26 protein-coding genes and 2 pseudogenes are annotated in these 25,755 nt (G+C 67.7%); 12 read left to right on the top strand and 16 right to left on the bottom strand.

Annotated elements, in window-relative coordinates:
* Positions 1–41 precede the first annotated feature (41 nt).
* From IAG42_RS00150 to IAG42_RS00135, 4 genes and pseudogenes are all read right to left on the bottom strand, one after another.
* Positions 42–584: a cyclophilin-like fold protein gene (locus IAG42_RS00150; RefSeq protein ID WP_188334934.1), complete on the bottom strand. Its 543-nt coding sequence runs from the start codon at positions 582–584 to the stop codon at positions 42–44.
* Positions 581–1,264: an SDR family NAD(P)-dependent oxidoreductase gene (locus IAG42_RS00145; protein ID WP_188334933.1), complete on the bottom strand. Its 684-nt coding sequence runs from the start codon at positions 1,262–1,264 to the stop codon at positions 581–583. Before IAG42_RS00145 ends, IAG42_RS00150 begins: the two co-directional genes overlap by 4 nt.
* Positions 1,265–1,368: 104 nt before the next feature.
* Positions 1,369–1,779, bottom strand: a pseudogene (locus tag IAG42_RS00140) ((R)-mandelonitrile lyase).
* 32 nt (positions 1,780–1,811) lie between these two features.
* Positions 1,812–2,828, bottom strand: coding sequence for a zinc-dependent alcohol dehydrogenase family protein (locus IAG42_RS00135; RefSeq protein WP_188334932.1), 1,017 nt, complete (start codon positions 2,826–2,828; stop codon positions 1,812–1,814).
* 212 nt (positions 2,829–3,040) lie between these two features.
* Between IAG42_RS00135 and IAG42_RS00130 the strand changes: the two genes are divergently transcribed.
* From IAG42_RS00130 to IAG42_RS00120, 3 genes are all read left to right on the top strand, one after another.
* Entirely contained in the window at positions 3,041–3,925 is an 885-nt protein-coding gene (locus tag IAG42_RS00130; RefSeq protein WP_188334931.1) for a helix-turn-helix transcriptional regulator, read from the top strand.
* Between the two features lie 574 nt (positions 3,926–4,499).
* Complete coding sequence (locus IAG42_RS00125) at positions 4,500–5,246, top strand: hypothetical protein (RefSeq protein WP_188334930.1); 747 nt, start codon at positions 4,500–4,502, stop codon at positions 5,244–5,246.
* Between the two features lie 639 nt (positions 5,247–5,885).
* Positions 5,886–6,416, top strand: coding sequence for a nuclear transport factor 2 family protein (locus tag IAG42_RS00120; protein ID WP_188334929.1), 531 nt, complete (start codon positions 5,886–5,888; stop codon positions 6,414–6,416).
* A 336-nt stretch (positions 6,417–6,752) separates the two neighbouring features.
* On the opposite strand, the gene IAG42_RS00110 is transcribed toward IAG42_RS00120, so the two are convergent.
* Complete coding sequence (locus IAG42_RS00110; protein ID WP_188334927.1) at positions 6,753–7,139, bottom strand: hypothetical protein; 387 nt, start codon at positions 7,137–7,139, stop codon at positions 6,753–6,755.
* Positions 7,140–7,377: 238 nt separating this feature from the next.
* Positions 7,378–8,253, bottom strand: a complete 876-nt coding sequence (locus IAG42_RS00105; RefSeq protein ID WP_188334926.1) for a hypothetical protein — start codon at positions 8,251–8,253, stop codon at positions 7,378–7,380.
* Between the two features lie 1,194 nt (positions 8,254–9,447).
* On the opposite strand from IAG42_RS00105, the gene IAG42_RS00100 reads away from it, so the two are divergent.
* The 6 genes from IAG42_RS00100 to IAG42_RS00070 all read left to right on the top strand — a co-directional run bounded on the left by IAG42_RS00100 (position 9,448) and on the right by IAG42_RS00070 (position 14,116).
* Positions 9,448–9,690, top strand: coding sequence for an FxLYD domain-containing protein (locus IAG42_RS00100; RefSeq protein ID WP_188334925.1), 243 nt, complete (start codon positions 9,448–9,450; stop codon positions 9,688–9,690).
* 63 nt (positions 9,691–9,753) lie between these two features.
* Positions 9,754–10,563, top strand: coding sequence for a DUF4253 domain-containing protein (locus IAG42_RS00095; RefSeq protein WP_223205775.1), 810 nt, complete (start codon positions 9,754–9,756; stop codon positions 10,561–10,563).
* A gap of 722 nt (positions 10,564–11,285) precedes the next feature.
* Positions 11,286–12,281, top strand: coding sequence for a hypothetical protein (locus IAG42_RS37885; RefSeq protein ID WP_223205774.1), 996 nt, complete (start codon positions 11,286–11,288; stop codon positions 12,279–12,281).
* A 664-nt stretch (positions 12,282–12,945) separates the two neighbouring features.
* Entirely contained in the window at positions 12,946–13,263 is a 318-nt protein-coding gene (locus IAG42_RS00080; RefSeq protein WP_223205773.1) for a hypothetical protein, read from the top strand.
* A gap of 182 nt (positions 13,264–13,445) precedes the next feature.
* Positions 13,446–13,856 (top strand): CPCC family cysteine-rich protein, encoded by a 411-nt coding sequence (locus IAG42_RS00075; protein ID WP_188334924.1) that lies wholly within the window; start codon positions 13,446–13,448, stop codon positions 13,854–13,856.
* On the top strand, positions 13,847–14,116 hold the full coding sequence (locus tag IAG42_RS00070) for a barstar family protein (RefSeq protein ID WP_188334923.1): 270 nt from the start codon (positions 13,847–13,849) through the stop codon (positions 14,114–14,116). The genes IAG42_RS00075 and IAG42_RS00070 overlap by 10 nt, the downstream gene beginning before the upstream one ends.
* 457 nt (positions 14,117–14,573) lie before the next feature.
* On the opposite strand, the gene IAG42_RS37880 is transcribed toward IAG42_RS00070, so the two are convergent.
* From IAG42_RS37880 to IAG42_RS00025, 9 genes and pseudogenes are all read right to left on the bottom strand, one after another.
* Positions 14,574–14,789 carry a barstar family protein gene (locus tag IAG42_RS37880; protein ID WP_223205772.1) on the bottom strand — a complete coding sequence of 72 codons (216 nt, stop codon included), beginning with the start codon at positions 14,787–14,789 and terminating at the stop codon, positions 14,574–14,576.
* Between the two features lie 79 nt (positions 14,790–14,868).
* Positions 14,869–15,645, bottom strand: a complete 777-nt coding sequence (locus IAG42_RS00060; RefSeq protein WP_188334922.1) for a hypothetical protein — start codon at positions 15,643–15,645, stop codon at positions 14,869–14,871.
* Between the two features lie 648 nt (positions 15,646–16,293).
* Positions 16,294–16,752 (bottom strand): SMI1/KNR4 family protein, encoded by a 459-nt coding sequence (locus IAG42_RS00055; protein WP_188341098.1) that lies wholly within the window; start codon positions 16,750–16,752, stop codon positions 16,294–16,296.
* A gap of 129 nt (positions 16,753–16,881) precedes the next feature.
* Positions 16,882–17,733: pseudogene (locus IAG42_RS00050) on the bottom strand (IS5 family transposase).
* A gap of 221 nt (positions 17,734–17,954) precedes the next feature.
* Positions 17,955–19,589, bottom strand: coding sequence for an SUKH-4 family immunity protein (locus IAG42_RS00045; protein WP_188334920.1), 1,635 nt, complete (start codon positions 19,587–19,589; stop codon positions 17,955–17,957).
* Positions 19,562–20,158 (bottom strand): hypothetical protein, encoded by a 597-nt coding sequence (locus tag IAG42_RS00040; RefSeq protein WP_188334919.1) that lies wholly within the window; start codon positions 20,156–20,158, stop codon positions 19,562–19,564. Before IAG42_RS00040 ends, IAG42_RS00045 begins: the two co-directional genes overlap by 28 nt.
* Positions 20,159–20,877: 719 nt before the next feature.
* Entirely contained in the window at positions 20,878–21,432 is a 555-nt protein-coding gene (locus IAG42_RS00035; protein WP_188334918.1) for a dihydrofolate reductase family protein, read from the bottom strand.
* A gap of 94 nt (positions 21,433–21,526) precedes the next feature.
* Positions 21,527–22,255 (bottom strand): helix-turn-helix domain-containing protein, encoded by a 729-nt coding sequence (locus IAG42_RS00030; RefSeq protein WP_223205770.1) that lies wholly within the window; start codon positions 22,253–22,255, stop codon positions 21,527–21,529.
* A gap of 421 nt (positions 22,256–22,676) precedes the next feature.
* Positions 22,677–23,255, bottom strand: coding sequence for a hypothetical protein (locus IAG42_RS00025; RefSeq protein WP_223205769.1), 579 nt, complete (start codon positions 23,253–23,255; stop codon positions 22,677–22,679).
* 814 nt (positions 23,256–24,069) lie between these two features.
* Between IAG42_RS00025 and IAG42_RS00020 the strand changes: the two genes are divergently transcribed.
* Positions 24,070–24,654: an ArsR/SmtB family transcription factor gene (locus IAG42_RS00020; protein ID WP_188334916.1), complete on the top strand. Its 585-nt coding sequence runs from the start codon at positions 24,070–24,072 to the stop codon at positions 24,652–24,654.
* Here the strand turns inward: IAG42_RS00020 and IAG42_RS38430 are convergent.
* Positions 24,541–24,975: a MarR family winged helix-turn-helix transcriptional regulator gene (locus IAG42_RS38430; RefSeq protein WP_317453288.1), complete on the bottom strand. Its 435-nt coding sequence runs from the start codon at positions 24,973–24,975 to the stop codon at positions 24,541–24,543. The genes IAG42_RS00020 and IAG42_RS38430 overlap by 114 nt on opposite strands.
* 139 nt (positions 24,976–25,114) lie before the next feature.
* On the opposite strand from IAG42_RS38430, the gene IAG42_RS38525 reads away from it, so the two are divergent.
* Together IAG42_RS38525 and IAG42_RS00005 are read left to right on the top strand one after the other, a co-directional pair.
* The gene (locus IAG42_RS38525; RefSeq protein ID WP_188341096.1) at positions 25,115–25,237 is read left to right on the top strand and encodes a hypothetical protein; all 123 of its coding nucleotides are present in this window, start codon (positions 25,115–25,117) and stop codon (positions 25,235–25,237) included.
* Positions 25,238–25,260: 23 nt separating this feature from the next.
* On the top strand, positions 25,261–25,440 hold the full coding sequence (locus tag IAG42_RS00005; RefSeq protein WP_188334915.1) for a DUF1737 domain-containing protein: 180 nt from the start codon (positions 25,261–25,263) through the stop codon (positions 25,438–25,440).
* Positions 25,441–25,755: the final 315 nt, after the last annotated feature.

Raw genomic sequence — 25,755 nt, 5'->3', positions numbered from 1 at the left:
AAAACTTCTTCCCGTACGAGGAGGGGCGGTGCTGGGGGAGGTCAGGAGGCGGCCTTGAGGGTGATCCGGTCGGCGCCGGCGAGCTGGTCCGCGTCGGCGTCGATGTGGCCGAGGACCAGGAGGTCGGAGGAGGCGGAGGGGCCGTCCTTGTAGAAGATGGCGAGGTTGCCCCAGGGGGAGTAGTAGGTGAGGTCACCGGTCTTCGGCGCCTGCGGTTCGGGCGCGTTCTCGGTGGTCAGCTTCCTGGGCGGGTCGGCGATCCGCTCGGTCCCATGGAAGTCCTCCAGGTCCAGGGTGAGCGGGAGCAGGGAGGCCAGATCGCGGGCGGCGGGGCTGTCGTTCAAGGTCGCCTCGCCCTCTTGGCCGTCGATGGTGACGCGGATGTCCATCGGGGTGCTCGTGTCTGATCCGGTCGGGCTCGCCGACGCCGAAGCCGGTGTGGAGCCGGGGGCGGACGACGCGGCGGAGGTGGTGGAGGGGGTCTGCTCGGCGGACGAGTCGTCGGAGCAGGCGGTCGCGGCCAGGACCAGCACGCCGACGGTGACGGTGATGGTCAGGGCGCGGCGGAGGGCGAAGGTGCTCATGGGGTGCCGTCCTGCGGGTCGGGCATGGGCTCGGCGTAGTGGCGGAAACCTTTGCGGTCGGTGTGCAGGCCGTACAGCAGCTCGGCCAGCTTCTCCGGGCTGGAGGCCGCGGATTCGGGGCTGATCGCCCCGGACACGATGAGCTGCGCGACGTGGATGTTCTCCGGCGCGAGGGCGGTGTGGAGCATCTGCGCGTACGCGCTCTCGGCGGCGAACGCGATCGAGGTACCGGCCACGCTGGCCTTCGGGCGTACCGCGCTGCCGCCGTTGACGAACAGCAGACTGCCCCGCCCCAGCTCCCGCATGCCGGGCAGGACCGCGTTCACGCACGTGAGCGGTCCCTTGACGGAGAACGCGAGCGGGTCGTCCAGATCGGCGGCGGTGGTGTCCAGGACGGGCTTCATGAAGTCGCCCCGCGGTACGGGGCTGAACTGCAGGATCTCGACGGGCCCCAAGGTGTCCGCGGCCTCGTGCAGGGCTGTGGTGAGGGAGGCGGGGTCGAGGACGTCGGCGGTGAAGCCGCGGGCGTCGATGTCTTCCCTGGCCAGCTCGTACACCAGGCTGTCCTGGTGCCGGGTGCTGCGCGAGAGGAGGGCCACTCGATGGCCTGCTCTCCCGAAGCGGCGGGCGGCCGCCAGGCCCAAGCCGGGGCCGGCGCCGACGAGAGCGAAGGTGGTCACGATGGTTCTCCTCGACGACGTGGGGTGGGGCGGGCCGCATCGGACATCGGGACCGCCCCCGGAAGCGGGGTGGTTGACGGGCGGAAGGACGTGGCAGGCCGGGTTCAGTCGGAGGCCGGGGTGGCGGTGTATTCCTCGTCGGTGACGGGGGTGAGCCAGTGCACGACGGCGTGGCCGTCGTCGCCTTCGTTGTTGGCGAGGTGGACCATCAGTCGATGGGGGGCGGCGCCGTGCCAGTGCTCCTCGCCGGCCTCGAACAGGACGCGGTCGCCGGGCCGGATGACCTGGACGGGGCCGCCGCGGCGCCGGCACAGGCCGATGCCCTCGGTGACGAAGACGGTCTGGCCCAGCGCGTGGCGGTGCCAGTGGGTGCGGGCGCCTGGCATGAAGTGCACCAGGGAGGCGGTGACTCTGGAGGGGGCGGGGGCCGCAGCGACGGGGTCGATGTAGACGTCGCCGGTGAACTAGTCGGCCGGGCCCTTGACGGTGTCGATCGAGCTGCGGGTGATCTGCACGAGTGCTCCTTGTTCGGTCGTAGAGCGGGAGGTCAGGGCTTGAGAAGGGTCTTGATGGCGCGCCGCTCGTCCATGGCCTTGTAGCCGTCGGCGACCTGGTCCAGGGGCAGAGTGAGGTCGAAGACCCGGCCAGGGTCGATGGCGCCGGTCAGGACGCGTTCGATGAGGTTGGGCAGGTAGCGGCGTACGGGGGCGGGGCCGCCACGCAGACCGACGTGGGAGAAGAACAGTTCCTGTCCGTCGACGGCGACGCCGTGCGGGACGCCGACGAAGCCGACGTTGCCGCCGGGCCGGGCCGAGTGCAGGGCCTGCTGCATGGACTGGGCGGTGCCGACGCACTCCAGGACGCTGTCGGCGCCGATCCCGCCGGTCAGCTCCTTGATCTTCTCGACGCCCTCCTCACCGCGCTCGGCGACGATGTCGGTCGCGCCGAACTCGCGGGCCAGTTTCTGCCGGCTCTCATGGCGGGACATGGCGATGATGCGCTCCGCGCCCATCTCCTTCGCGGCGATCACCGCGCACAGGCCGACCGCGCCGTCACCGACGACCACGACGGTCGAGCCGGGCCGCACCTCGGCCGCGTCCGCCGCCCACCAGCCGGTGCCCATCACATCTGAGACGGCCAGGAGACCGGGCCACAGCTCCTCGCCCGGTACCTCGTCGGTGGCGACCAGGGTGCCGTGAGCGTGGGGGATGCGTACGTAGTCGGCCTGGCAGGTCGACATGAACTCGCGGTGCAGACAGTTGGACTGGAAGCCGTTCCGGCAGTTCGGGCAGGTGTTGTCCGAGGTTGCGAACGAGCCGACCACGAACTCGCCCGGCTTGACGGAGGTGACCTCGGAACCGACCTCCTCGACGAAACCGACGTACTCGTGCCCCATCGGATGCGGCTCGTCCGTCGGCTCGGTGCCGCGGTAGGGCCACAGGTCCGATCCGCACACGCAGGTCACGGCCGTGCGGATGATCGCGTCGGTGGGGTTGAGGATCTTGGGGTCGTCGAGCGTCTCGAAGCGGATGTCGCCAGGAGCGTAGATCATTGCGCCGCGCATGGGAGGGGTTCCTTCACGTACCAGGGGGCGAGCCAGAGCGGGGGCGTCGCCGGGTGCAGGGCCGGTGGGCGCTCGTCCGTCCGGTCCGAGACCGGGCGGGAAAACGCCACGTCATCCAGGTAACCCCCGCTTGGCGCGCGCAGCGAGGCACGGGCAAAGGGTGTACTGCCAGTACATCCATTCCGCCGTGAGCGGGACGTACCGTCGAAGGTGTGGACAACCAAGCAGAGGTCCGCGAGTTCCTGACCTCGCGACGAGCCAAGATCACCCCCGAGCAGGCGGGCCTGCCCTCCGGCAGTCGCCGCCGCGTCCCCGGCCTGCGCCGCAGTGAGGTCGCCGCCCTGGCCGACATGAGCGTGGAGTACTACTCCAAACTGGAGCGCGGCAACCTCGCCGGCGCCTCCCCGGCCGTCCTGGAAGCCCTCGCCCGCGCCCTCCAGCTCGACGACGCCGAACGCGCCCACCTGCTGAACCTCGCCCACACGGCCGACGGTTCCGACGCCCTCACCCGCCCCCGACGCCGCCCCCCGCAGTGGAAGCCGCACCGCAGCCTGCAATGGGTCCTGGACGCCGTCACGGCCGGCCCTGCCTTCGTCCGTAACGGCCGCATGGACCTGCTCGCCACCAACCAGCTTGCCCGCGCCTTCTACGACGACGTCTACGCCACGCCCCACAACCAGGCCAACCTGGCCCGCTTCAACTTCCTCGACCCCGCCTCCCGCCGCTTCTACCCCGACTGGGACCAAGCCGCCGACGTGGCGGTGTCGATCCTGCGCACCGAAGCCGGCCGCAACCCGCACGACAAGGACCTGCACGACCTCGTCGGTGAACTCTCCACCCGCAGCGACGAGTTCCGCACCCGCTGGGGCGCCCACAACGTCCGCCACCACGGCACTGGCACCAAGCGTTTCCACCACCACGCCATCGGCGACCTCACCCTTGCCTACGAAGGGCTGGAGATGGCCGCCGAACCCGGCCTCACCCTCACCGTGTACACCGCGGAACCCGGCTCACCGGACGAAGAGGGCCTACGCCTTCTCGCTACCTGGTCCGCCACACAGCAAGCCGATACTGCCTCGTCACTCCCTGCGAACTGACCGTCCGCGCGCAGCCGGCGCCACCGTGGGGCCGAACCCGTGCATGGGAGTTGTCCATCCGGGCCACGCTGGTTGGCGCCTCGGCACGATGGTGGCCCACCGTAAGAGGCGAGTCCCTGCGCGTTTCGGCCCGACTCACCCCGAAGGGAGTCGAGTCGGTGGACAGGACCGTCGGCCGCAACCTACGACCGGCCACCGCGGTCGACGCCGACGCTTGGATCGACGACGAGGGGCGAAGCGTGCGCGTACGTAAGAAAGTCCACCTCGCGTCCGCCGCCGACATCCAAGCGACGATCACCCTCACTGATGTCAGGAGTGCCATGCAGGTAAGAGCACCCGTCGGGCGCTGAGCATCAGCCACGTAACTTCAATGAACCCGGCAGCGCTGAGTACCGGCCTGGCCCGACGGGCCAACTGTGGCGCTCAGTCACACCCGCGGTTGTGACTGAGCGCGAAAGGCGGCCCTTGAGCACGCTGGTTGGTCCATGTCCACGGTGGGTGGCCCTGGGCCCGGGCCGGTCAGTCGGTGGCAGGCCCATGTGTACCGCCGTGAGGGCCCCACTACCCTGGCCGAATGATGGATGAGGGGGACTTCCGGGTCGGTGACGTGCTGTCGGTCGCGTGCTCCTTCACGGTTACCAGGGTCGTGCAGGGTGTCACGTGGGATCACGTGTCGGTGCGATGGCCGTGGTGGGAGATCGACACCGAGAACGAGTTCGCGCGCTGGAACGGGGTCGTCGCCCTCGGTGTGCACAGCGGCGGGAGCTCGCCTGAGGTGGAGGCGGAACTGTTCCGAACGGACCCTGCGCCCGAACAGTTGAAGGCGGGAGACGTCTGCCGGGTCGGCGTGCCGCCCACTGTGGTGCATGTGACGGATGTCGAACACCACGACCCCCCGCTGGAGACGGCTTGGCTGCCACATCCCACCCGGACCGTTACCGTGCTGCCTCGAGGTCTGTCGTATCGCGAGTTCCCGGACGAGAGCCATCTTGATGGCTCGGGGTACACCATCCACCCGGGCGATGGGATTCCCTTCACCTTCGAACTGTTGATGCGCCCATACGCATCCCTCCAGGCGGGTGACGAGGTCGCCGATGCCGTCGGCCGGGCATGGCGGTTCGACGGCCCCTGGGACTGGGCCGCCTTTGACGGGGACCCGGTCGGCGCGGGCCCTGCGTGGCCACTCGTCCTGCTCACCCGAGCGGGAACGCCGTGTTCCGCCGAGGACGCCGAGGCGGTGGCTGCGAGTACGGCGAGGGGTTCCCACCAGGAGACGATCCGAGACTGGATGGCAATCACCGAGGCCTCGCCCACACCTTGACCATCCGGAAGCCTGCGGCATCTCCGCCGTGGCTGAGCGAGGACTTGGCCCCTACGGGCCAACTGTCGTGCACGGTCACAGTGGTGAAGGCGTCTCCCATAGCCTGAAGGGATCGGGGCTATCACTGAAAGGGCACACTCAAGCCCCGCCCGTCTGGACCGGCGCGACCGGCCTCGGCCTAGTCATGATCCACATAGCGGTCACCATCGCAGCCGAGACCGAGGAAGGACGCGGGAGGCATGCCGTTGCCCACGGCTACGGCGATCAAGATCGACGCGCTCACGCCCAAGGCAGACGTCGCCCCGATCGCATCGGCGAGGCCTACGGCATCGAGCGAGTCGGGGTGCCGGCAAGGCCGCGCTCCAGGACGCCTGGGAGAGCGCTTCCCTGCCCGAGTGGCCTGCCTCCCGCAGGCCGGCGTCCTCGTCGCCGTCCCGTGCTTGCGGATATCTGACGGTCGCCGGGGCGGGCGAATACAGCACGTGTGATCGCGCCCACCGGCTGGCTGAGGAGGCCGCCGCCGACCGCATCACGGGTCCCGTTCAGCGGGATCCGGAAGAAGGTACGGACGCCGCATGGGTGCGAGCATGCCCATCGGGTTGGATCAAGCGTCTGATCGGTTTTCTGGGAGGGGTTTTGATGCGGGACGGTTCCGGTACGGCGGTCACATTGAGCGCGGCCGAGCAGCTCCTGGCGATCGAGGAGATCAAGGCGGTCTTCGCTGAGCGGCTGCGGTGCATGGACACCAAGGAATGGCACATCTACCCGACGCTGCACACCGACGACGTCATCAGCGAGACCTGGGGCGGCCTTCCCGCCGACAAGCAGCCCGCGACGGCAGGTGAGCGCAATCGCGTGCTCGGCAAGGACCTGCTGGCCGACGCCATCCGCACCATGCTGGACGGCCCGGTGCCGCTCACCACGGTCCATCACGGGCACACGCCGATCATCGAGCTCACCTCCGACTTCACGGCACGTGGGATCTGGGCCATGGAGGACAAGCTGTGGTGGACCAACGGCGACCGCGAGGAACACCTGCACGGTTACGGTCATTACCACGAGGTGTACCGCAGGGTCGACGGACGGTGGCTGATCAGCTACCGCAGACTCACCCGCCTCCGCGAGGACCACACTCCCGACTTCTACAGCTTCCTGGAGAAGCCGCTGTGAGCACCGGCTCCCCGGCACCCACGGACGCCCTGTTCGCACCCCTGAAGATCAGGTCGCTCGAACTGCCCAACCGGATCGTCATGTCCCCGATGACGCGGGAGCGCTGCCCGCGTGGCATCCCGGGTCCTGACGTCGCCGCCTACTACAGGCGGCGCGTGCTCCATCGCCCTACAGACAGCTGGCATCCGCATGGGGTTGTACACGCGCGAATCACAATGAGGCATCAGACAATCCCCGCCTCCCGTGAAGCGGAGAGCCGGTGCGGCCGAGCGGGCAGATGCCGGCTGCCCGGCCGGGAGAGGTCGCTCGAAGACATGGCGGCCAGTGTTGGGGCGTTCACGACCGGGATCGTTGGTGACGCCGGGCGAAAGCTGCGCCAATCATCACTGCCAGGGTGGTGTTGGCGGTGCTCCAGAACATGAGCTTGGCGTTCGCCGCGTTGACGGTCCGCAACTCCCCGTCGGCATGGCGACAGAAGGAGTCGGGTGGAACGTACTGCGAGACAGGAGCGCCGCTCGTGCCGTGGCAGGGCGAGGCGTCAGGAAACAGGAACGGCTGAGCACGCTGCGAGAGCGCCCAGCCGCTGAACACGGTCAGCCAGCCGGCCAGCAGGAAGACGATCAGCATCCAACTGGGCACCTTCGCGTACCGTCCCAGCAGCCACACCATGGCAGTTGGTATGCCGATGATGACAGATGCGGCGAACAGCAAGATCAGAGCCACGACTTCATCACCATACTGATCAAAGATCCGATGGGCAGGGCCTGTGCCTCGGCACAGCGGGTATGCCCAGTAGGGCCGGCAGTCGTGGGCTGGTCTGCAGCTGTCTGATCTTGTTCTCTGCGCCGGCGAGATTTGCGACCTGTCGGCGTACAGCCGAACGCGGCCAGTGAAGTACTGGGATGTCCCCACCCCAAAGGTGGCCGTCCGGAGGTCGGTGTTCGAGGGCCATCTCGCTTTCTCAGGCGCGCAGCGGTGCCAACCACCGTTCGGCGCGGCCCTGTTTGTCGGAGTCTCCAGAGCGGCGGGCGTTCGCCAGCAGTCGGGCGCGCAACGGTTCGGGCAGGCCGGCGACGTCCCGCTTCTGGTGTGGGCGGGTCTTCCAGCTCACCAGATGCCGCACGGCCCCTGCGTCGTGCCGCTCTTCCGCCCGCGGGTCGGTCAGGGCGGCGAGCAGGTCGGCGATCGGCACGCTGCCCAGCAGTTGGCCAGGCACGTTCTCATGGACGGGGTAGCCGGAACAGCGCCCGCTCCCGGAGCCGTTCCAGTCGAGCAGGGCCAGCACCCGCTCCACCGGGTCGGGGAATGTCAGCTGCAGCCGGTCCGTGAGTTCTGCGAGCAATTCGGGGGAGGGCGTGCCGCCGGTGCGGGAGAGGTCGAGGATCCGTTCGGCGGTCCCCTCCAGTCCGGCGGGCATGGCGGCGAGCCAGTTTCGCTCCTCTTCGGCCCTTTGCTCGGCCTGTATTCGGTCGGCCTCGAACTGCTGCATGGGTCCGGGCATGCCGTGCCCGTCCAGCCAGGCCAGGAGCAAGCGGCCGTGGGCGAGGACGGCGTCACTCTCCCACTGCGCCCACCTCAATGTCGCCCCGTGGTGCAGGACTACGTCTGTGAGCCGCCCACCGTCCTGGTCGAACACCTCGAAGCGGACGTCCCCGAAGCACATGCAGCGCAATCCGGGCAGCGATTCCACGGCCATGGCTGCCCTGAGCTTGGCCGACTCCGCCGGGTCGGATAGGTCCACTCGGATCTCTCCGACCGCCCCGAACTCGCTCACCGAGCTGACCTGGACCACGTGCGCTTGCTGCAGCACGCTGTCCAGCGCTGTCGACCTGTCCATGAACCGATGCCTCCCCGCCCCGGCCGCACGTGCACAGCCCGCCCGATTCCACCGCAGCCCCCGACCGGCTCGCAACCCGGTTTCCCTCTCACGCCCGCAGTTCAGTGTGTACGCGGGCGGGCGGGCGTCGCTGCGCGATGGGGCTGTATCCCACGGTGGATCGATCGCCCCGTCCCCAGGCTGGCTGCCGGCTATCGGCTGGCCCGGCCCCGTGGTGGTCAGGCAGCCGAAGGCGTTCGCTCGTACCGGGCTGAGGAGATATGACCGTACGCCGCACCCTGAGGCCGCCACGGCGGGCGTGGGACCGTCTATCGACGCTTCGACTGACTCGACCGCCCAGTACGACGCAGCTCACGACGCCGTCGACCATCAGGCCGGCAGCGGTGAACTTCCTACGGCTCTGAGCACCGCAAGCGCCGCGACGCTTTCACACCCATCGACTACGACGAGTGAGAGTCACATCTGCGGCCCGAGGCTCGTATCCAGACGCTGAATAGGGCGAAGCCCCGTCGTGCGCTTCTACGACACGACGGGGCCTGCGGGAACACGGCTGGGCTGTTGTGCACCATCGGCCCGCGCGCGCCACGCCACGCGTGGCCCCCCGTCGCTCCTGTCTCGGACAACGAATTCCCGCCCCCACCAGTTACTCCGAGGCACGGAACAGACTTCCGCAGCGCGACTCGAGGACATCGAGTCCGTCCCGGGCGGCCCAGCGGTGTCAGGGGAGCCTTGCCGTGGTGCGCCTCGACAGTCCCTACGGGCGAGTACGGCCATGGCCTCGTCGGTGTAGATGAGGAATGTGAACGACTGCTGGAAATCTGGCAGCCGGCTTCCAGGTGCAGCGCCGATGCGTCAGGGGGATGCTTGAAGCGCCACCACATATTGCATCTGGGGGTCGCCATGGCCCAGCCGCCGTCGGGGGACTCAGGGTGGGGGCAGCCGCCCAAGGGCGGGCGAGCGTGGGGCCAGCCGCCCCATGGGCAGCCACCTCGGGGGAAACGGAGCACCGGGCGGATCCTTCTCTATGTCCTTCTCGGCGTTGTGGTGGGGATCGTTGCGATAGGGGCGCTGGGCGCTCTGGTGGGCTCGGAGGACGACGTGCACCCGCCGAAGAAGTCAGGCGCACCATCGCAAGACAGGGACAGCCCCGCAGCGACGGGGCCGCGTGGCGACGTCGAGATCACCAGCTGCTCCGTGGACTCCGCCACGTCATGGCCTGAGGCCAAGATCCGCATCACGAACCACAGTTCCAAGACCTCTGACTACTGGGTGAGCATCGAGTTCGTCGACGCAAACGGCGAGCGCGTGGACGACACGGTCGCAACGTCGGACAACCTGGCTGCGGGGGAGGTGGCGAACATGTCGGCGGGCGGCCTGGAGGAGGCTTCTGGTCCGATCAAGTGCCGGATCACAGACGTCGATCGGTGGGCGTCGTAGCGTCTGGGTCGGTTGTTCCCGTTGAAAGGGCCGGGCGTCAGACCCACCTCGTAGCATCCGCTCGTGAATCTCGACTTCCTTCTGTCCCGCGGAATATGCCTGCCGCCTGGACGCATGATCACCTCGGATGAAGGTGCCGGCGACCTGCAACCTCTGTGGCTGAGCGACAGACCCGCTTCTGCCGACCTGTGGGCGCAGGTGCGTGGCGAACATGCCGCCTCCCGGCTGTGGCCGCTGCTGCTCGACTCCCTGGACCCGCACGACGCGGACTTCAGGCCCTGGGGCTGCGGCGAACTGTCTCCCGAGCGTATGTCTTCCCCCGACGAGCACGACGCCGAGGAACTTCTCGCCCGCTGGTGGCAGGACTACACGGGCACGGACGAAGACGACGACCAGCTCACAGCCGAGGAACGCCTGGCTGTCACCGCTCCCTTCGGCCAGACCTGGCCCGGTACTGCATCCGCCCGCAGGATCTGCGCGGACCCCGATGGAATGGCCGAGCAGTACGCGCGGGCCTTCCTGGCCCAGAACCCGCAGGCACGTCTCGGCCTCGTCTCGGCACCCTGCGGAGCCGATGCCCTCACCGCCGTCGGGTGGGACGGCCCTGCCAACTACGACAACGACACAGCCACCTTCTCGGCCGTCGTCCGCGGCTGGGAGCACCGCTTCGGTACGCGCGTTGTCGGCGTCGGATTCAGCACCCTCCACCTCAGCGTTGCCGTACCGCCCAGCGCACTTGAGGAGGCCCTGGCCATTGCCGCTGAGCACTTCGCCTTCTGCCCCGACAACATCTGGCAAGGCGCGCACCAAGACCTGGTCGCGTATGCCGAGCACCTCATCGATCTGAACTGCTGGGAGTTCTGGTGGGACTGACCTTGGGTAACGACCGCTTTCCGGCACCTGATCGAGCAAGCCCGCCACCTCGCCGCCGCCCCGACCGGCCGCTCCAACTGGCTGCCACCGCATGTGACGACGGCGGCGACGTCACCGCGGCCGTACTCGACACAGAGGAGGAGGCAGACGCCGGCCTGTACGACGGAGCGATTCGGCGCGTCCAGACGGCGCCCTGCGGCCGCACCGCCGCCGTCCGACGCACCACTGAACACCCATGCGCAAAGACACCGTCGCGAGCGCCATCGTTGGCGCGCTGAGCCGGGACTGCACTGAGCCTTGCCTGGTTCATGTTCCATGCCTGATGCTTCAGCGCCCAACGGGTGCGCTTACCTGCATGGGGCTTCTGAAATCAGTGAGCGTGATCGTCGCTTGATTGTCGGCGGCGGACGGGAGGTGGATCCTCTGACGTACGCGTACGATTCGGCCCTCGATCCATGTGTCGGCGTCGATTGCTGTGGCGGGTCGCAGGTTGCTGCCGACGGCCCGGTCCACCGACTCGATGGCTTCGTTCACGTGAAGTAGCAGCGTTTGAACAGTAGGTTGGGCAGCAGCGATCTTGAGTGCTGCAGGTGCTCACGAGAAGTGACGTCGCCGTGGTGGCATGCCACCAACCGGAGCGCTGTGGAAGCGGTCTGTCTCTTGATCACCGGTCGTTAGACTCCCGGCGTTCGGATGCTGTCGATGGACTGGAAGGCCTAGCCATGGACAACGACAATTGGGACGACTGGCCGGAACGGTGGGTCGGCGCGGACTGCGATGTGAGGGCGGCCGTCAGCGCGATCCCGCGGGAGGTCAAGGACGGGTTCAGGTACGACGAGGTCCCCTGGCAGCGGTTCCGGCACTTTTGCGGCCCGGGCGAGGAGATTCCCGGCCTGCTCGCGACGCTCGCATCCGGGGACGCCGAAGCTGCCGACGAGGCCTTGCGGCGGCTCTGGACGAGTCTTCACCACCAGGGCGGCACGATCGCAGTGGGGGCACTGGCGGTGCCGTTCCTGCTCCGGATCGCGGCGACCACGCGCCCCGAACTCCGTGCCCAGACCCTTCGCCTGATCGCCGAGATCGGCCGGTGTCAGCACATGGGGGACGGATCGCGGGAAGGCCTGCTCCAGGTCGCCGAAGAGCCCTTGATGATCGAGGGCAGCACGATGTGCCCGGTGGACTGGACGATCCAGGCCGCCCGTCAGGCCGTCACGGACGACCTGAGCCTTCTGATCCCGCTCCTCTGCGACCCCGACCCCGCGGTCCGCTCCGTGACCGCCTACGTTCTGGCAGCGGCGACCGGCGAGCTTTCCCACGTCTCCTCTGCTCTGCGGTCCGGGCTGGCGAAGGAAGACGAGGCGGTAGTCCGAGTGAGCTTGATCCTGGCGATCGCCCAACTCGCCCGCGAACACCAGGATGAACACGCTCCCAAGTGGGCCCGAGGCCTGTGGTCGGATCCCGGACGACCGTTCGAGGTCCGCATCGGCGCCGGCCTGGCCTGGCTCTGCCTGGTCACCGACCCCGCCCCCGACGAGCTCCGCGCCGTCCTCACCGACCCCGGCACTCGTCAATACGACGACCTGCTCCAGCCGGTGCCATGGCTCACCTGGATCGACCCCACCGGCGCCGGGCTGCGCAGCTGCATCGCCGAAATGCTCACGGCGGACATCCCCGAAACAGTGTTTGACGATCCTTGGGGTGATGGACCATTAGACTGAACCATGCAGCGGTCAGCCGGCTTTGGCGGGCGCTTCGGTCCGTGCCCGGGCCGAGGCGCGCCGGTAGGAGACGGTGCCGATCTCGATGATGGTGCCGTTTGAAGGTCAGGCAGTCGGCGATGGCCGCGCAGAGGCGGGGGTGTGCGAAGCGGGCACCCAGTCTCGTAGCCGGCCAGCCGCAGGCGGCGGCGGTCCTCGGCGACTGTCTCTGAGCACAGATGAGGCGAGGCGGTGTAGGTGACGCGGCCGGCCTCGTCGGGAGCATTCTTCGTGCCGTAGTGGTGGGCGCCGTCGACCTCGATCACGATGCGCGAGCGGTTGAGGCAGCAGCGGGAAGTCCACAGGGCATCGGCGACCTGCGACTCGTCGGATTGAGACAGGTGGTTTGCCTGCCACCAGGCGGCCCTCTGCCGCCAGGTCATGTCCTGCGCTGGCAGAGGGTCGGTATAGACAAGGCAACGTGGAGGACCTGGGGCTGGTGAAGCTGGACGTGCTCGGGGTCCGGATGCAGTCCGCGATCGCGCATGCCGTCACCGAGATCCGTCGCACGATGGGACGATAGGTCGACCGGGAGAAGGTCGGTTCTGGTCGGGGCGGGCCGTACAAGGCAGTGAATAGGCTGCTCGGGTTGCAGACGCAGCTGGATCTACAGGGGGGCCTACTCATGGAACACAGCTCTGAGCTAGAGAACGGCGAAGCCTCGGCTTCTCAGTACACCCGGGACATGCAGACAGAGCGCCACTCTGTGCGTGAGGCACTGCGTTCAGATCTGCCCGCCGCCCATGTGGGCTTGGGTGTGACGGTCATCGTCTTGATCGTGGTCGCCGGCTTCTCCGGCCCTCGATGGACCTTGATCATTGGTGGGGCTTTCACGGCCTGGTTCCTTCTTGCACTGGCAGTGATTCACATCGGCAGTGGCCGTGGCCGGGATGCCGTCCGCCGGGCTTACATCGCCACGTTCGGCTGGGGAAACTGGATCTGAAGAGCCTTCGCTGCCCGCTTTTCCGCCGAAGCCCGGAGAGGCCAACGGGTGGTGGAACTGAGAGGAAGGGTGTGCCACCGCCGCGTGTTGGGTCATGGCTGCGGCGTTCGTGCGGCGGGCTGGTGATGGCTTCCCGGGAATCCAGGTCGCCGTGAGCCGACTCTTCGAGCCAGACTGCGTCGATGGATACCCGTCGGCCCTGCCCCTGCTGCGGTCATCTCGTCTTCGACATCGAGGACGGGTGGCCCGGATCGTTCGCCATCTGCCCGATCTGCTTCTGGGAAGACGATCCGCAGCAGTTCCGCTGGCCGTTCATGCCTCGTGGCGCCAACCGCGTGTCACTCGTCGAGGCCCAAAAGAACTTCCAGGCCTTCGGCGCCTGTGACCAGCAGGGCAGACGGTTCACGCGACCGCCGGCAGGCGATGAACCGCTTGATCCCGATTGGCGTCCCATCGACCCGGCCGAGGACTTCTTCGAGGACTGGAGGAGCGGCTCGCATCGTCCCTGGCCCGTCACTCCGTCGGTCATCTGTTGGTGGCTCCCTGGGGAGCCGCTGAGGAGCCGGAGCCGGAGGTGCCGGACGTGGTGGTGATCGATGTTGGGCCAGTCAGCACTGACCGCGACCTTCACGACGTTCTCAAGCGGGAGCTCGGCTTCCCTGCGTTCTACGGGATGAACTGGGCCGCGTTCTGGGATGCGATCACCGGCCTGATCGAGATGCCCAGGCTGTTGCGCTTCGTCCACTGGGCAGAACTGGAACGTCGAGCGCCTCTGGCGGCTACTGCGCTCCGCGAACAGTTGGTCCGGTACACGGAGACGAACCAGGAGTTCAGCGTCATCTACGACCAGTAGGGCAGTGCTGCCGCCTGTAGTTGGGCAAGCCATCGCCCGCACAGCGCTCGCCAGCGGCACCAGCATCCGCTCCCGCGCCTTGCACAGGCGGCGTTCGTGCCGGCGAGGGTTCAGACGGTCTTCGACCGGTGGCTTGACGGCGGTCATGCCAGGCGGCTCTTATCAACATTTCGGGATCGCTCAGTGCGACCGTGCAGGGGCAGGTCAGTCTGACCGTCGCGTGGCGTCGAGGCTTTCGGCGTCGTTCCACATGACGGGCATGGCTCCGACAGGGGCGAACTTGATCTGGGGGTCGGAGCTGTGGACCAGGCACATCACGCGGCGTCCGAACAATGCGGCCCGGCGGCGTTGTCGGCGATGATGTCCAGGACGATCTGAGCGGTCTCCGGATGGCCGACGGTGAACATGCCGAAGTCGGTGAAGACCAGGACCAGACCGGCGAGGTCTGGGGGATGCCTTATTCGGCGTAGGAGGCGACATCGCCGAAGCAGTCGTTGAACGCGTCGAGGCTGCGTCCGTAGTGGTCGGGAAAGTCCAGAGCCGCGCCGACCCCCATGCGCAAGTCGGCCGCCGCATCCAGAGTCGTGACGTGATAGCCGTGGTCGTCCAGCCAGGAGGTGCACTCCTCCAACAGACTGCGGCGGCAGAAGAGCGTGACGAAGCCGTTCGCCATCCACCGCGTTGCCGATTGACGCCCATGGCTGAGCCGCCACGTGGAAGGCGCGCAACGGAGCCTGGCCGGGGTGGTTGGTTCAACGTGGAGGCACGCGACCAGTGAGCTCCTCCCAGTCCTTGAGTGCCTCCTCCAGCTTCTCCTCCAGTACCCGGCCGCGAGGGTCTTGCCGGTTGCGTTCCCGTGTCTCCTCAAGCTGTTCACGAGCGGCATCTGCTGCACCGGTGTCCTTCTCGACTGCCTCCCGCTCGGACTCCACCGCCTTGAGCTGGCTCGGCAGCTGCTCGCGGAAGCTGTTTTCCCGTGTGACTGCCTTCTGGATGTCCCTCACGAAGTCGCGCACCGTGCCCTCGTCGAAGCACTGCTCCTGTGTCTCTGGGGCGGGAGGAAGGTGACGGTACTTTGCCTGGAGCGACTGTCCGCCGGAATTGATGCAGTAGACGTGGTGGTACATGTGGTCCGTGCTGAAGTGGACCTCCATCTGGACCAGTTCGACAGAGGCGATCCCTGAGTCCGACTTCACCATGAGCCGGTGCTGGAACAATGTCAGTGATCCGAGCACACCGACCTGTTCGCCGCTGCCGGGGTGGCGCAGCCGTGTCCGCCGATGCTCGAGTTCCTGCAGCCGGCGCTCTTGGATGCTCTCGGCCGCTGTTACTGCCCTGCGGGCCGAGGACTCGTCTTGTTCGGCTCTGCGTGTCCACGCTCGGACTTCGCTGCGGGCGTGCTCCAGGGCGTCCCGGTCGCCCTCGTACTGCAGGCTGAAGGCGAAGGCCCAGCCGCCGGGATACCGGTGCAGCCTGCGGCTCACCCAGAATGCCAAGCCCGCTAAGACGATTACTCCGAGCCACACCATGTCCGACCTCCCCGAGCTGCGATGGGACTGTCATACCGGCACCGGGCTCCCGACGGCAGAGTTCCGGCACAGACGTCAGCAACGCCACATCGGTCGCCCACGGCATCGGGCTGTTCGGCGAGGCAGGCGGGCGGCGTCGGGAGCGTCAGGTGGTGCAGCATGCGGCGGCGGGAAGTTCCGCCCGCTGATTCAAGCTTCGGCAAAGGCGGCGAGGGGGCGGGGGTGAACGGGCGACGGGGGCGGTGACGCTTTTGTGTGGATGGCCTGTAGGTCAAGACCGGCAGAGTGGATCATTAGGGGCGGCCCTCAAGCCGTTCCGTGGCTGAAATATGACTATGACTAAGTCGGTTGGCCTGATCTTTCATGCTTGACGTCTTCACGGACTGTCCGGATACAGTCCGTCCACTTTTGAAGATCCTGTGACTCCGGGGTGGGGACTTACGGAGCAGGCGGAAGGTGTGGGGGATGCGCGCGTCTGCGTGGGGCTGGTCCGGCAGAGCTGGGATCACCGTGCTTGCCGGGGCATTGTTGGCCGGATCGGTTCAGCTGGCAGTTGCTGATGTACCCGCTCACGGTGCTACAGCCAGGGTCTCGTCCGGATCGACGGCAGCTAACAACCGCTAACAAAATAGGCGCTGGAGCCTGCGCTTACAGGTATCCCGGATCGCCATCGCCGTTGAACCTTGTCAGGGAGTGCTCCAGCAGCTCCAGAAACTGTCGGAGGTCATCGGCCACCTTGTCGAACTCCGCTTCGTCCAGCGACGCCGTCCGCGTCCGGTAAACGGCCCCGTCGGACCCCGCGACATAGATCAGGCCGCCGCCGTTCGAGCCGATGACCAGGCCACGGGCCTTTTGGCCCGTGCCGACGTCGACAACGCCGTACTCCTGGAGCTGCAGCAGGACGTCACCGGCCCCGTCGAGGAAGTAGCCGTTGCCGACGTCCGCCCAGGTGACATCGCCGATGCTCTCGTAGAAGGTGACCAGGTCAGCTGGTGCAGAGGGGACTTGGGCGAGCGTACGAGCCGCGGCTTGATCGTCGTGGTCGGCCGGCCGGACCTGGTTGGTCCCAGGGGGGAAGCCGTGCCGATGCTCGAACTCGTCTGTCAGGGCCGTGAGAGTCCCGGAGACCCTGTCTGTCCACGAGGCCAGCCAGGCAGGCGAAAGCGATCGGTCACTCATGAGGCCGGATCATGGCATGAGCCACGGACATCCATGGGATGCCCAGCGGTTCCAGTGTCAGCGCAATGCCCTGAGCTGCCGATCGGTGATGAGGCAGCAGGCGAGTTTGAGAAACGCCTCGTGGATGTCGGCTCGCCGTTCCCAGCGGATGCGCAGGCGGCGAAAGCCGTGCAGCCAGGCAAAAATCCTCTCCACGACCCAGCGGTAGGTGCCCAGCCCGGTGCCGTGCAGGGTCCCGCGGCGGGCGATCGCGGGCACGATGCCGCGGGCGCGGACCTGGTCCCGGTAGATGTCGTGGTCGTACCCGCGGTCGGCGAACAGCGAGTCCGGCTTCCGGCGAGGACGACCAACCCGGCCGCGGACCGGGGGGATCGCGTCGAGCAGGGGCAGGAGCTGGGTGACGTCGTTGCGGTTGCCGCCGGTCAGCAGGACCGCCAGCGGAGTGCCGTGTCCATCGGTGATCAAGTGATGCTTGGAGCCGGCCCGGCCCCGGTCAACCGGCGACGGGCCCGTGTGCTGCCCCCTTTTAGCGCCCTGACGTGCGAGGAGTCGACCACACAGCGGGACCAGTCCAGACGTGCGGCCGCGTTCAGTTCGGCCAGCAGGACCTCGTGCAACCGCTGCCAGACACCGGCCTCGTTCCAGTCCCGCAGCCTGCGCCAACATGTCATGCCCGACCCGAAGCCGAGGTCCTTGGGCAAATACTCCCACTGGATCCCGGTGTGCAGCACGTACAAGATCCCGCACAGCACCACCCGGTCCGGCAACGGCTTGCGACCCGGATGCCGGAACCTGCGCTCACGCTGCGGCAGCAGCGGCTCCACACGGTCCCACAGCTCATCCGACACGATCCACGGCGACGTCCCCACACCGGAACCGAACGCTCAACTCCCGTCCCGGACACGGCAACCAGGACTGATCCACCTCATTGTGTTAGCCGCTGTTAGACACCTCAATGATCACGGATCCCGTGTCCGCTCTGCCATCCACCCCAACCTGCGGCATCCTCACAACAGTTGGATGATTCCGGGAACTTACGCATGCCCTGGGTTGCGGTGGAGCCGGTGCTCGAACGGAGCGTGCAGGACGGAAAGCCCCTCCCGGGCGGTCCAGCATCCTCGTGGTCGGAATCACGTGTTGTGGAGTACGTAGGACCAGGCGGGCTGCTTGCCGCTCGTCTCGTTGGTCTCGATCAGTGCGCCCACCGTCCAGTAGGTGGCCTGTTGTCGTTCGGCGCTGGTCGGGGGAGCGAGGTGCCGTGAGCGCAGGCCGGTGACGAACACCGCGACCATGGTGAGGAATTCCTCGAGGCTGTCCGCGATGGGGAGGCCGCCGAGATGGTCCTCGCCCGGCCCGGTGGGGACGCGCAGGACGTGTCCGGTGGGGCCGTCGACGACGAGGCTGCCGCCCACCCACTTGCCGATCCGGAAGAAGGGGCCTGTCTCGGTGACGGGCTCGATTCCCTCGGGCCAGGAGGGCAGTTCGTCGAGAACGCCCATCTCCCAGTTGCCGAAAGGGAAGAGGCCCATGGCGCCTTCCTTCATGTACGGCAGACCGAATTCCAGGAGGAGTTCGCGTGTCGCGGGGTCGGTGAGCCGATCCGGAAGGTCCTCGGGCTGGATGGGATAGATCAGGTCCTCGCCGAACACGGTGAGGAGGTCCTCGTGGCTCGGGGCCGGCGCGTCGACCGGGCTGCACGGACCCGCGTCTGTGTAGTCACCGCTGAGGGGGAGCGTCCGGGCCCCGAAGTCGGAGAGGTCCACGCCGTCGGCGGGTTCGATCGCGATCAAACCCAAGTCGCCCGCGAACAGGGTGACGTCGCCGACCGCCGGCGGTACGCAGGGGAGCACGAAGGCGCGGTCATCCCGTCGCGGGACCGATGCGGCGAACAGTTCGCTGACACTGGCGGGCGCGGCGGAGCCCTGTCCGGACGCCGCGGGCCAGGTCAGATCCGCGCTGTGTTCCTCCAGGATGCCGTCGTCCTCAAGAGGGTCCGTGAGCTGCTCTCCCGTCTCCACGTCCCAGATCGAGACGTACAGCAACTCCTCCTCGTTCACCGTCCGTCGCTGCAGACCGGCGACGGCGGGCCGCCTATGCCAGCGCACCTCCGCCAGTGCGGCCAGTCGCCCCGCCTCGAGGAAGTCAGGGTGAAGGCCGCCCGGCGGCCGCCACTTCGCCCACTTGGCCTGCCAGGGCAGGGTGACACCGGAGTTAGCGACCGCTGACGCGAACGCGCGGTCGTTGCGCGAAAGGGCCATCAGGTGCAGCCAAGACGCCCACTCAGCCTGCTGCCGCGGGACGATTCCCCAGCCCCACAGGTGAATGGCGTCGGCTGCCGCCGTGTTACCGGGAAGGGAGAAGGTGATGCTGCGTGCCGCGTCCGCGAGGGCCGTCTGCGGCAGATGGGCGACGACACGTCCGTCCCGGAGCAGCTCCTCGTACGTTCCCGCCTGTACGGCGTGCATGGCGAGCCCCGTGGCCGCGTACCGGCCGGTGGTGCCGTGCCTCGCCCAGCCCTCGGGATGGCGGAAGCCCGCAGCCGAGCGCGTCAGCCAATCCACCATGTGCCCATGGAGACGGCAGAGTTCGCCGGAGCCTGCCTCGTGAAAGGCGTCCCGGCGCAGCCTCTCGGCGACGCCCTCGTCGACGAAGGAAGCCCCGAGCGGACCGAGCCGGAGCACGCCCGACTCTTCCCGCGCGAGCGCGGCGAGTTCGTCTTCGGACGTCGCCTCACCGGTCAGCGCCGTGACCAGTTGGGCCCACACAGGCAGCGGAACGGGCGGGGCTCGGCCAGGGCCAGGGCCTGCAGGGCCCGCGAGTCCGGCGCCGACTCAGGCGCGGCGGCGGGCGCCGACACCCGGAACACCGTCTGGGCGTCGGCGTCCACGGGCAGCAACTGCGGAACCGTGTGAACCAGCACGGCCAACCTGCCGCACGCCAACCGCGGGAGCGTCCAGGTCACCAACCGCTCGGCCTCGTACGAGCGCCGGGTCGGACCGGCCCTGTGGGCGTTGACGACCAGCAGCAGCCGCTCCTCGGGCCACGCGCCGAGCACGCGACGCCAGGCGCGCGACCCGTCCGCGGGCAGCTCGACTCCGAGATCCGTGAGGGCCTGCCGCATGACCTGCTCGGCGGTGAGTCCAGTGGCGTCGACGACGACGCTGCCGGGCACGTGCTCGTGAGTCCGGCGTACGACCGCGGAGGCGTCGTGGCCGTCCTCCAGGGCGAGGAACGCGACGCGGCCGTCCAGCCCGCCCTCACGCCACCACGTGCCGACGCGCCAGGCGACGTCGTCCTCGCGGATTCCGGAGGTGTCGGTGGTCGGCTCGGGCACTGTGCCCCTCCTGGCTCGTGTCGGTTCCCTGGTCTCAGGCGGAACGAGACGGCCTGATCCGCTGGATCCCCCGGTCGATGAAGGCCGCCGCTTCGATCTCTGAGACCTCCACGTGGTCGGTGACATTGTGTCCCAGCGCGTACAGGCCGAAATGGTCGGCCGGGTACCAAAGCAGTTCCGGCCGAAGGCCTCATCGCGGTGACGGGCTCCCGTCCGACCGCCCGGCGGCGCATCAGCCCGAGGGGAGTTCCCTCGAGAACCCCTCTTCGACCACCGCGAAGCAGGTGATCCTGCAGCGCGGCAAGTTCTCCGCTATTGATCCGAAACTCAATCGGTTCCATTCGAGGATGCAGCAGACCTGCGGGTCTCGGCGGCGAGTCAGGTCTGGTCGCGGCCCCGACTGTGCATCAGCAGGCTGCGCCTGAGGTCGGCGTCGACTCGTTCGTCGTGGCGCGCCCCCAGGCGCGGTCGGTGACCTGGGCCAAGCCAATCGCGGACTGGTCGGCGAAGGCCTCTCGGCTGCCCACGACATTCGCCATCGCACGGTTCGCCGCCTCGTCATCCCGCTCTTGCCCGTTTGGCGGCCGGGTCGCCGCGTACGCGTTCAGGGCGACTCTCCATCGTTAGTCAGTGTCGATGTGCGTGCCGACTCCATGGGGCGACGCCGGTACCGGCTAGCGGCCCGCGGGCAAGGCCGGCCGCGGGCCGCTGGCCGGTGCTCAGCGCGCGGGGCGGTAGGTCGCGATGATCACGCCGCTGCTGGTGGGCTTCGCGCTCACCAGTTCCAGCTTCTTCAAAGCGGTGTCGTCCTCGAACAGCTTCTTTCGGCCTTCGCCGGCCACCACCAGGTGGATCAGCAGTACCAGCTCATCCAGCAGATCCAGTTCCAGCAGCGAACGCACCAGCGTCGGGCTGCCCGCGACGGTGATGTCCTTGCCCTCGCCGACCCTGAGCTTCTCGATCGCGGCCGTCAGATCGCCGTTGACGAGGGTGCTGTTGGACCAGTCCTCCACGCTGTCCAGCGTGGAGGAGACGACGTACTTGGGCGAATCGTTGATCCACTTGGCGAAACCGGTGTCCTCGCCGCTGGTCACCGTCGGCCAGTACCCGGCCCACTCGGTGAAGGTCACCCGGCCCATCAAAATCGTGTCCGCGGTCTCCAACGCCCTCCCCAGCACCGCGCCCATTTCCTCGTCGAAGGCGAACTGCCACTCGTTCGGCGACTGGACGACACCGTCGAGCGAGATGAACGGACTCGAAACGACCTTGCGCATGATTCCTCCGTGATGAGTCCCGGGCCGCCTGCCCGGTTACGGCCCGGGGCCCTGCCACCGGGACGAGCCGACCCCGTCGGCCACGCCACGAAACCTACGCGGGCACCGAGGACGAGGGCTTGTACAGAAGCGACAGGGGCTCGGTTACCTCCGGACTGCTCAGCCCAGTGGCGGTTCGGCCGATGTACCGGGTCAAGGACCGCGCCAGATGCGGCTGGTCGTAGTAGCCCAGCCGGTGCACGACGTCCTGGGCCGGCGCACCCTCCTGGATCAGTACCGCCGCCTCACGGGCGCGGTGGATCTGCCGGATGGCGCCTTGGGTGAGACCCGTCGCCGAGACAAAGCGGCGCTGCAAAGTGCGATCGGAGACATCGGGGGCAGCACCGTGAAGCACGGCGGGCACGATCGGGTCGCAGTCCACGATGCCCTCACGCACCATGCGCCGTACGAACGCCTCCGCATTGTCGTAATCGGGCGGGTGCCAGCTGGAGCCCTTCAGCCAGACGGAGCGCCGTGTCACATCCGGAATCTCCGCACCACCCCCCACGAGCCGGCTGACCGGGATGTGCGGCATCGAGGTACCCAGCGCAAAGCTGATACCGAAGAACGTGGCGTCCTGGGGGACATCAGCCAGACACGCGCTGGGTTCCGGGCCCATGACGGCCGCCTGGACCTGACCGTCATGCTCCCAGAAGACAAGTTCCCAGTGCGTTGCCGCGATCGACATCATCCGGCCCACTTCGTCACTACGGCTGCGCCACACCCGCTCGATGTACGGCAGCTCCGACGGCCTGCTCTCGATCTCCAGACCCAATCGGATCACCCCGTTCAACGCTGCCGGAGCCGCCAGTCTGCCACGCCATCCTGACGCCCAGGCCGCCTGCGAGATGCGCACGAAGGACCGGCGCGGATCGGTCCGACCGGAACATCTCGCACCGCCTGATGCAGTCGCGGGAGGAGCTCACGTGGGCAGCGTTCGTTCATGGGGGCTAGCAGCGGCGACCTGGAGCTTCTTCACGGAGCGACCGGCGCTCCCGCCGGACGGTGACACGTCACCGTCATGCGCAGCGGCCGCCGCATCCTCCACGCCTGGTGGGACGGCCCGGAGACCGCCGTGACGAAAGGGTCTGCCTTCATTCGCGAGCACCAGGTCTACCTGCGCCTTGGCGGCCCACGAGCCACCGTCGCCCACGCGGACCCTGGGCGGCGTCATCGCGCCGCGACCATGCTCAAGCCCCCGGAGATCAGGCGCGCCACACCTCAGCAGCGGCGAGGAACGCCGACGACGACGGACGCCCCGGACTCCCACCCCGGCTGATCTCGCCGGGCTGGAGCCGCCCGTCGACGCGCACCCGGGCCCGCCCACACGGGCCGGTCACCAGACTCAAACTGTGCTCCACGCCGGCCAGCGGGAACCCGTCGGTGGCGAAAGCACGCCGGTCGAGCACATCCCCCATGCTCACCTCGATGCCTCCACCCCCAGCCCACAGCCCGGATGCAAGATCGAGCCGAACCCGGACCGCAGCCTGGCGGAACCGGGGAGCGGGCCAGGGCAGACCGTCGAGTTCGGGGAAGTGACGGACGAAGTGATCGGCCAGCCAGAGAGTGAGCTCCGGATCCTCACCGACCGCCCTCACCCCGTCCGGACGCCACAGCACGAAAGCGTTCCCCGCGCCATGGGTGGACCAGTCCACCTGCCAGGTGGACAGATAAGCCGTACACGCCCCCGACCCGTCGAAGAGCTGAAGACCCGGATTGGCACCGACCAAGATCGGCTTGCGCAGCCCGGGATCCCCACCCGGAGCAACACCAGCGACCGACACCGAAGCCGGCGTAGCAGCGGCCAGGAGCCCCACCGCACCCAAGACAGTCCCCACACGCACGATGCCACGCCGACTGACAACCCCCGCAGCCCCGCCGCGATCGCAGTCCGCGTGTGCCCGATCGAAACTCAAAACGCCTCCCTGGAACGTGGCAACACGGTCACGGACCACCATCCGCTGGCAGCGGCAGCGACGTCCACGCATTCGAAACCCTTCGAATCCACCAGCCCCCACCCCGGCGGCGATGCGACACTCACGACATGGCGATGAGGGTGCAACTGGACGCACAAGCTTGGAGCAGATCACGGTTCGCCACGTCCGCGGCCATAGAAATCCTCGGCGTGCTACGCCACCGCACCCACCACCCAGCAGCCCACGCACGACACTGGTACACCCGAACACGCCAGACACTCACACCGACCCAGCTGGCACTGCTGCAGGCACTGATCCCCACCGACCACAGCTACACCCCGGACTTCCTGACCCCCGTGCCACGCCCAGGCGAAACGATGCAAGACGTGGCTGCCCGCATCGCAGCCACCCCGCCCGAGGAAGTCGACTACCAACTCGACATCGCCATCCGCGGCCGACGCGTGTGGCCCCACGTCCTCGCCCTGCACCCGAGCCAGGCAGCCTACGAGCGCTGGCGCCGACCCATACCAACCGCACTCGAGACAGCCGCACGCAAAGGCGGCGCAACCGTGGCAACTATGGCCGCCACAGCAATGGCAACCCTGTTCGAGACCGTACTCACACGCACTGGCCACGAATCCAAGCGATCGCCAACGCCGACATCAGCAACCGCGCCGACAAGATGGCCACGCACGGCGCAGCAGCAGTACTCGACGAACTCGGCGAACGCATGCAATGGACCGGCACCGAACTCGTACTGGAACGCACCTACTCCGGAACCATCGACTGGGCCCACGAAGGAATCCTCTTCGTCCCCGCCACAACACACGTCGGCCCCGTACTGTTCGCCGCCGAACACCCCCACCCACCCATGCTCATCTACCGCGCACGCGGCATCGCCACCCTCGACGAACGTCCCACAGACACGACGGAAACAGCCCTGGCAGGACTCATAGGCGCGACCAGAGCCGCACTCCTGACCACACTCGACACCCCCGCCTCCACAGCCGAACTGAGCCAGAAAACCGGCTGGAGCAACGCAACCGTGTCCTACCACCTCGGCATCCTGCTACGCGCACGACTGGTCGACCGACACCGCCGAGGCCGCATCGTCCGCTACACGAGAACCACCCTCGGCACGGCACTCGCCAACTCACCAGCACAAGAGAACGCAGCCCCAGCCAGTCAGCTGCCGCCCACAGCCCGAACCGACACCCCGACGGACCCCGCCGTCAACCACCGACCCAACCTCCCGAACCGAAACTAATGCCACATCAGGCAATGCCGGCCGACCCGGCACAGCCAGCGCCCCGCTGCTCACAGCGGCTTCGTAAGCCAGGAGAGTGTCGACAAAGACCCGACACTGATCCGACGTCAGGGGAGCCAGCGCCTTGCGCCAGGCGGCCACATCCGGGGCCAGCCCAGTGATCGCAGATTGCTGACCGGCCGTGATGCCGACAATCCGCCTGCGACGGTCCGCCTCATCCTGGTGCCGCTCCAAAATCCCTGCCGGGATCAAACCGCTCACCAGCAGACTCACCGTCGCCGGAGCGACCTGAAAACGAGCGCCAAGCTCGTTCACACTCATCGGCCCGTCGAAGAACAGGGGAGGGCAAAGAGAGATGACGTGGCGCCAGCGAAAGCGACTGCAGCGCCTGCGGCCATCGGGTGCTTCTTGCCCCGGCCCACCGTCCGGGGCATGAGCAGCAGCAGAGCTCGTCACCACCATCACCGAAGCACTGGTCGGCGTCCTCGGCGAAGACATCCGCGAACAGGCCATCGTGACAATCGAAGACGTCCCGGACGGCCGCACGGGCGTCGCAGGCATATGGCCTGACACACACGTGTGAGCAAGTCTGAGATCCTTCCCCACATGAGCACACCACCCAACGGATTGCCCATCTACCGAGTCCTGACAGGCCCAGACGACGCCACGTTCTGCCAACGCGTGAGCGAGATGCTCGGCCTCGGCTACGAGCTACACGAAGGCCCCGCTGTCACCTTCAACGGCACCAACGTCATCATCGCCCAGGCGCTCATCTGGCCGAAATAGTAACGGCTTTGAGGAATAGATAACCTCAAAATCTATTCCATTAAGCAGAGCTGACTCTACATCAGTTCTGATGTATGTCGAATTGGGCGGCAACAAAGAGGATTGACGAGTAGGCAGGATTTTGGAAAGGGGAGAGCCGAGACATCCCCACCGCGCTCTGTAGCCAGCGGCCAGGAATTCGCGGAGCGAATTCCTGCAGGCCAGATGCGGAGCAATTCGAGCCCCGGACAACGGAGTTGTCCGCACCGGACAGCGGAGCCGGCCGGTGAGCAACGCGGAGCGTTGCCGTCTTTCCGCCACGTAGTGGCGGCGCGT

Origin of the sequence: Streptomyces xanthii (genome assembly GCF_014621695.1) — a bacterium.
GTDB lineage: Bacteria > Actinomycetota > Actinomycetes > Streptomycetales > Streptomycetaceae > Streptomyces > Streptomyces xanthii.
Note: the sequence above shows the minus strand (reverse complement) of the source record. Positions and strands in the feature narration are given on the sequence as shown.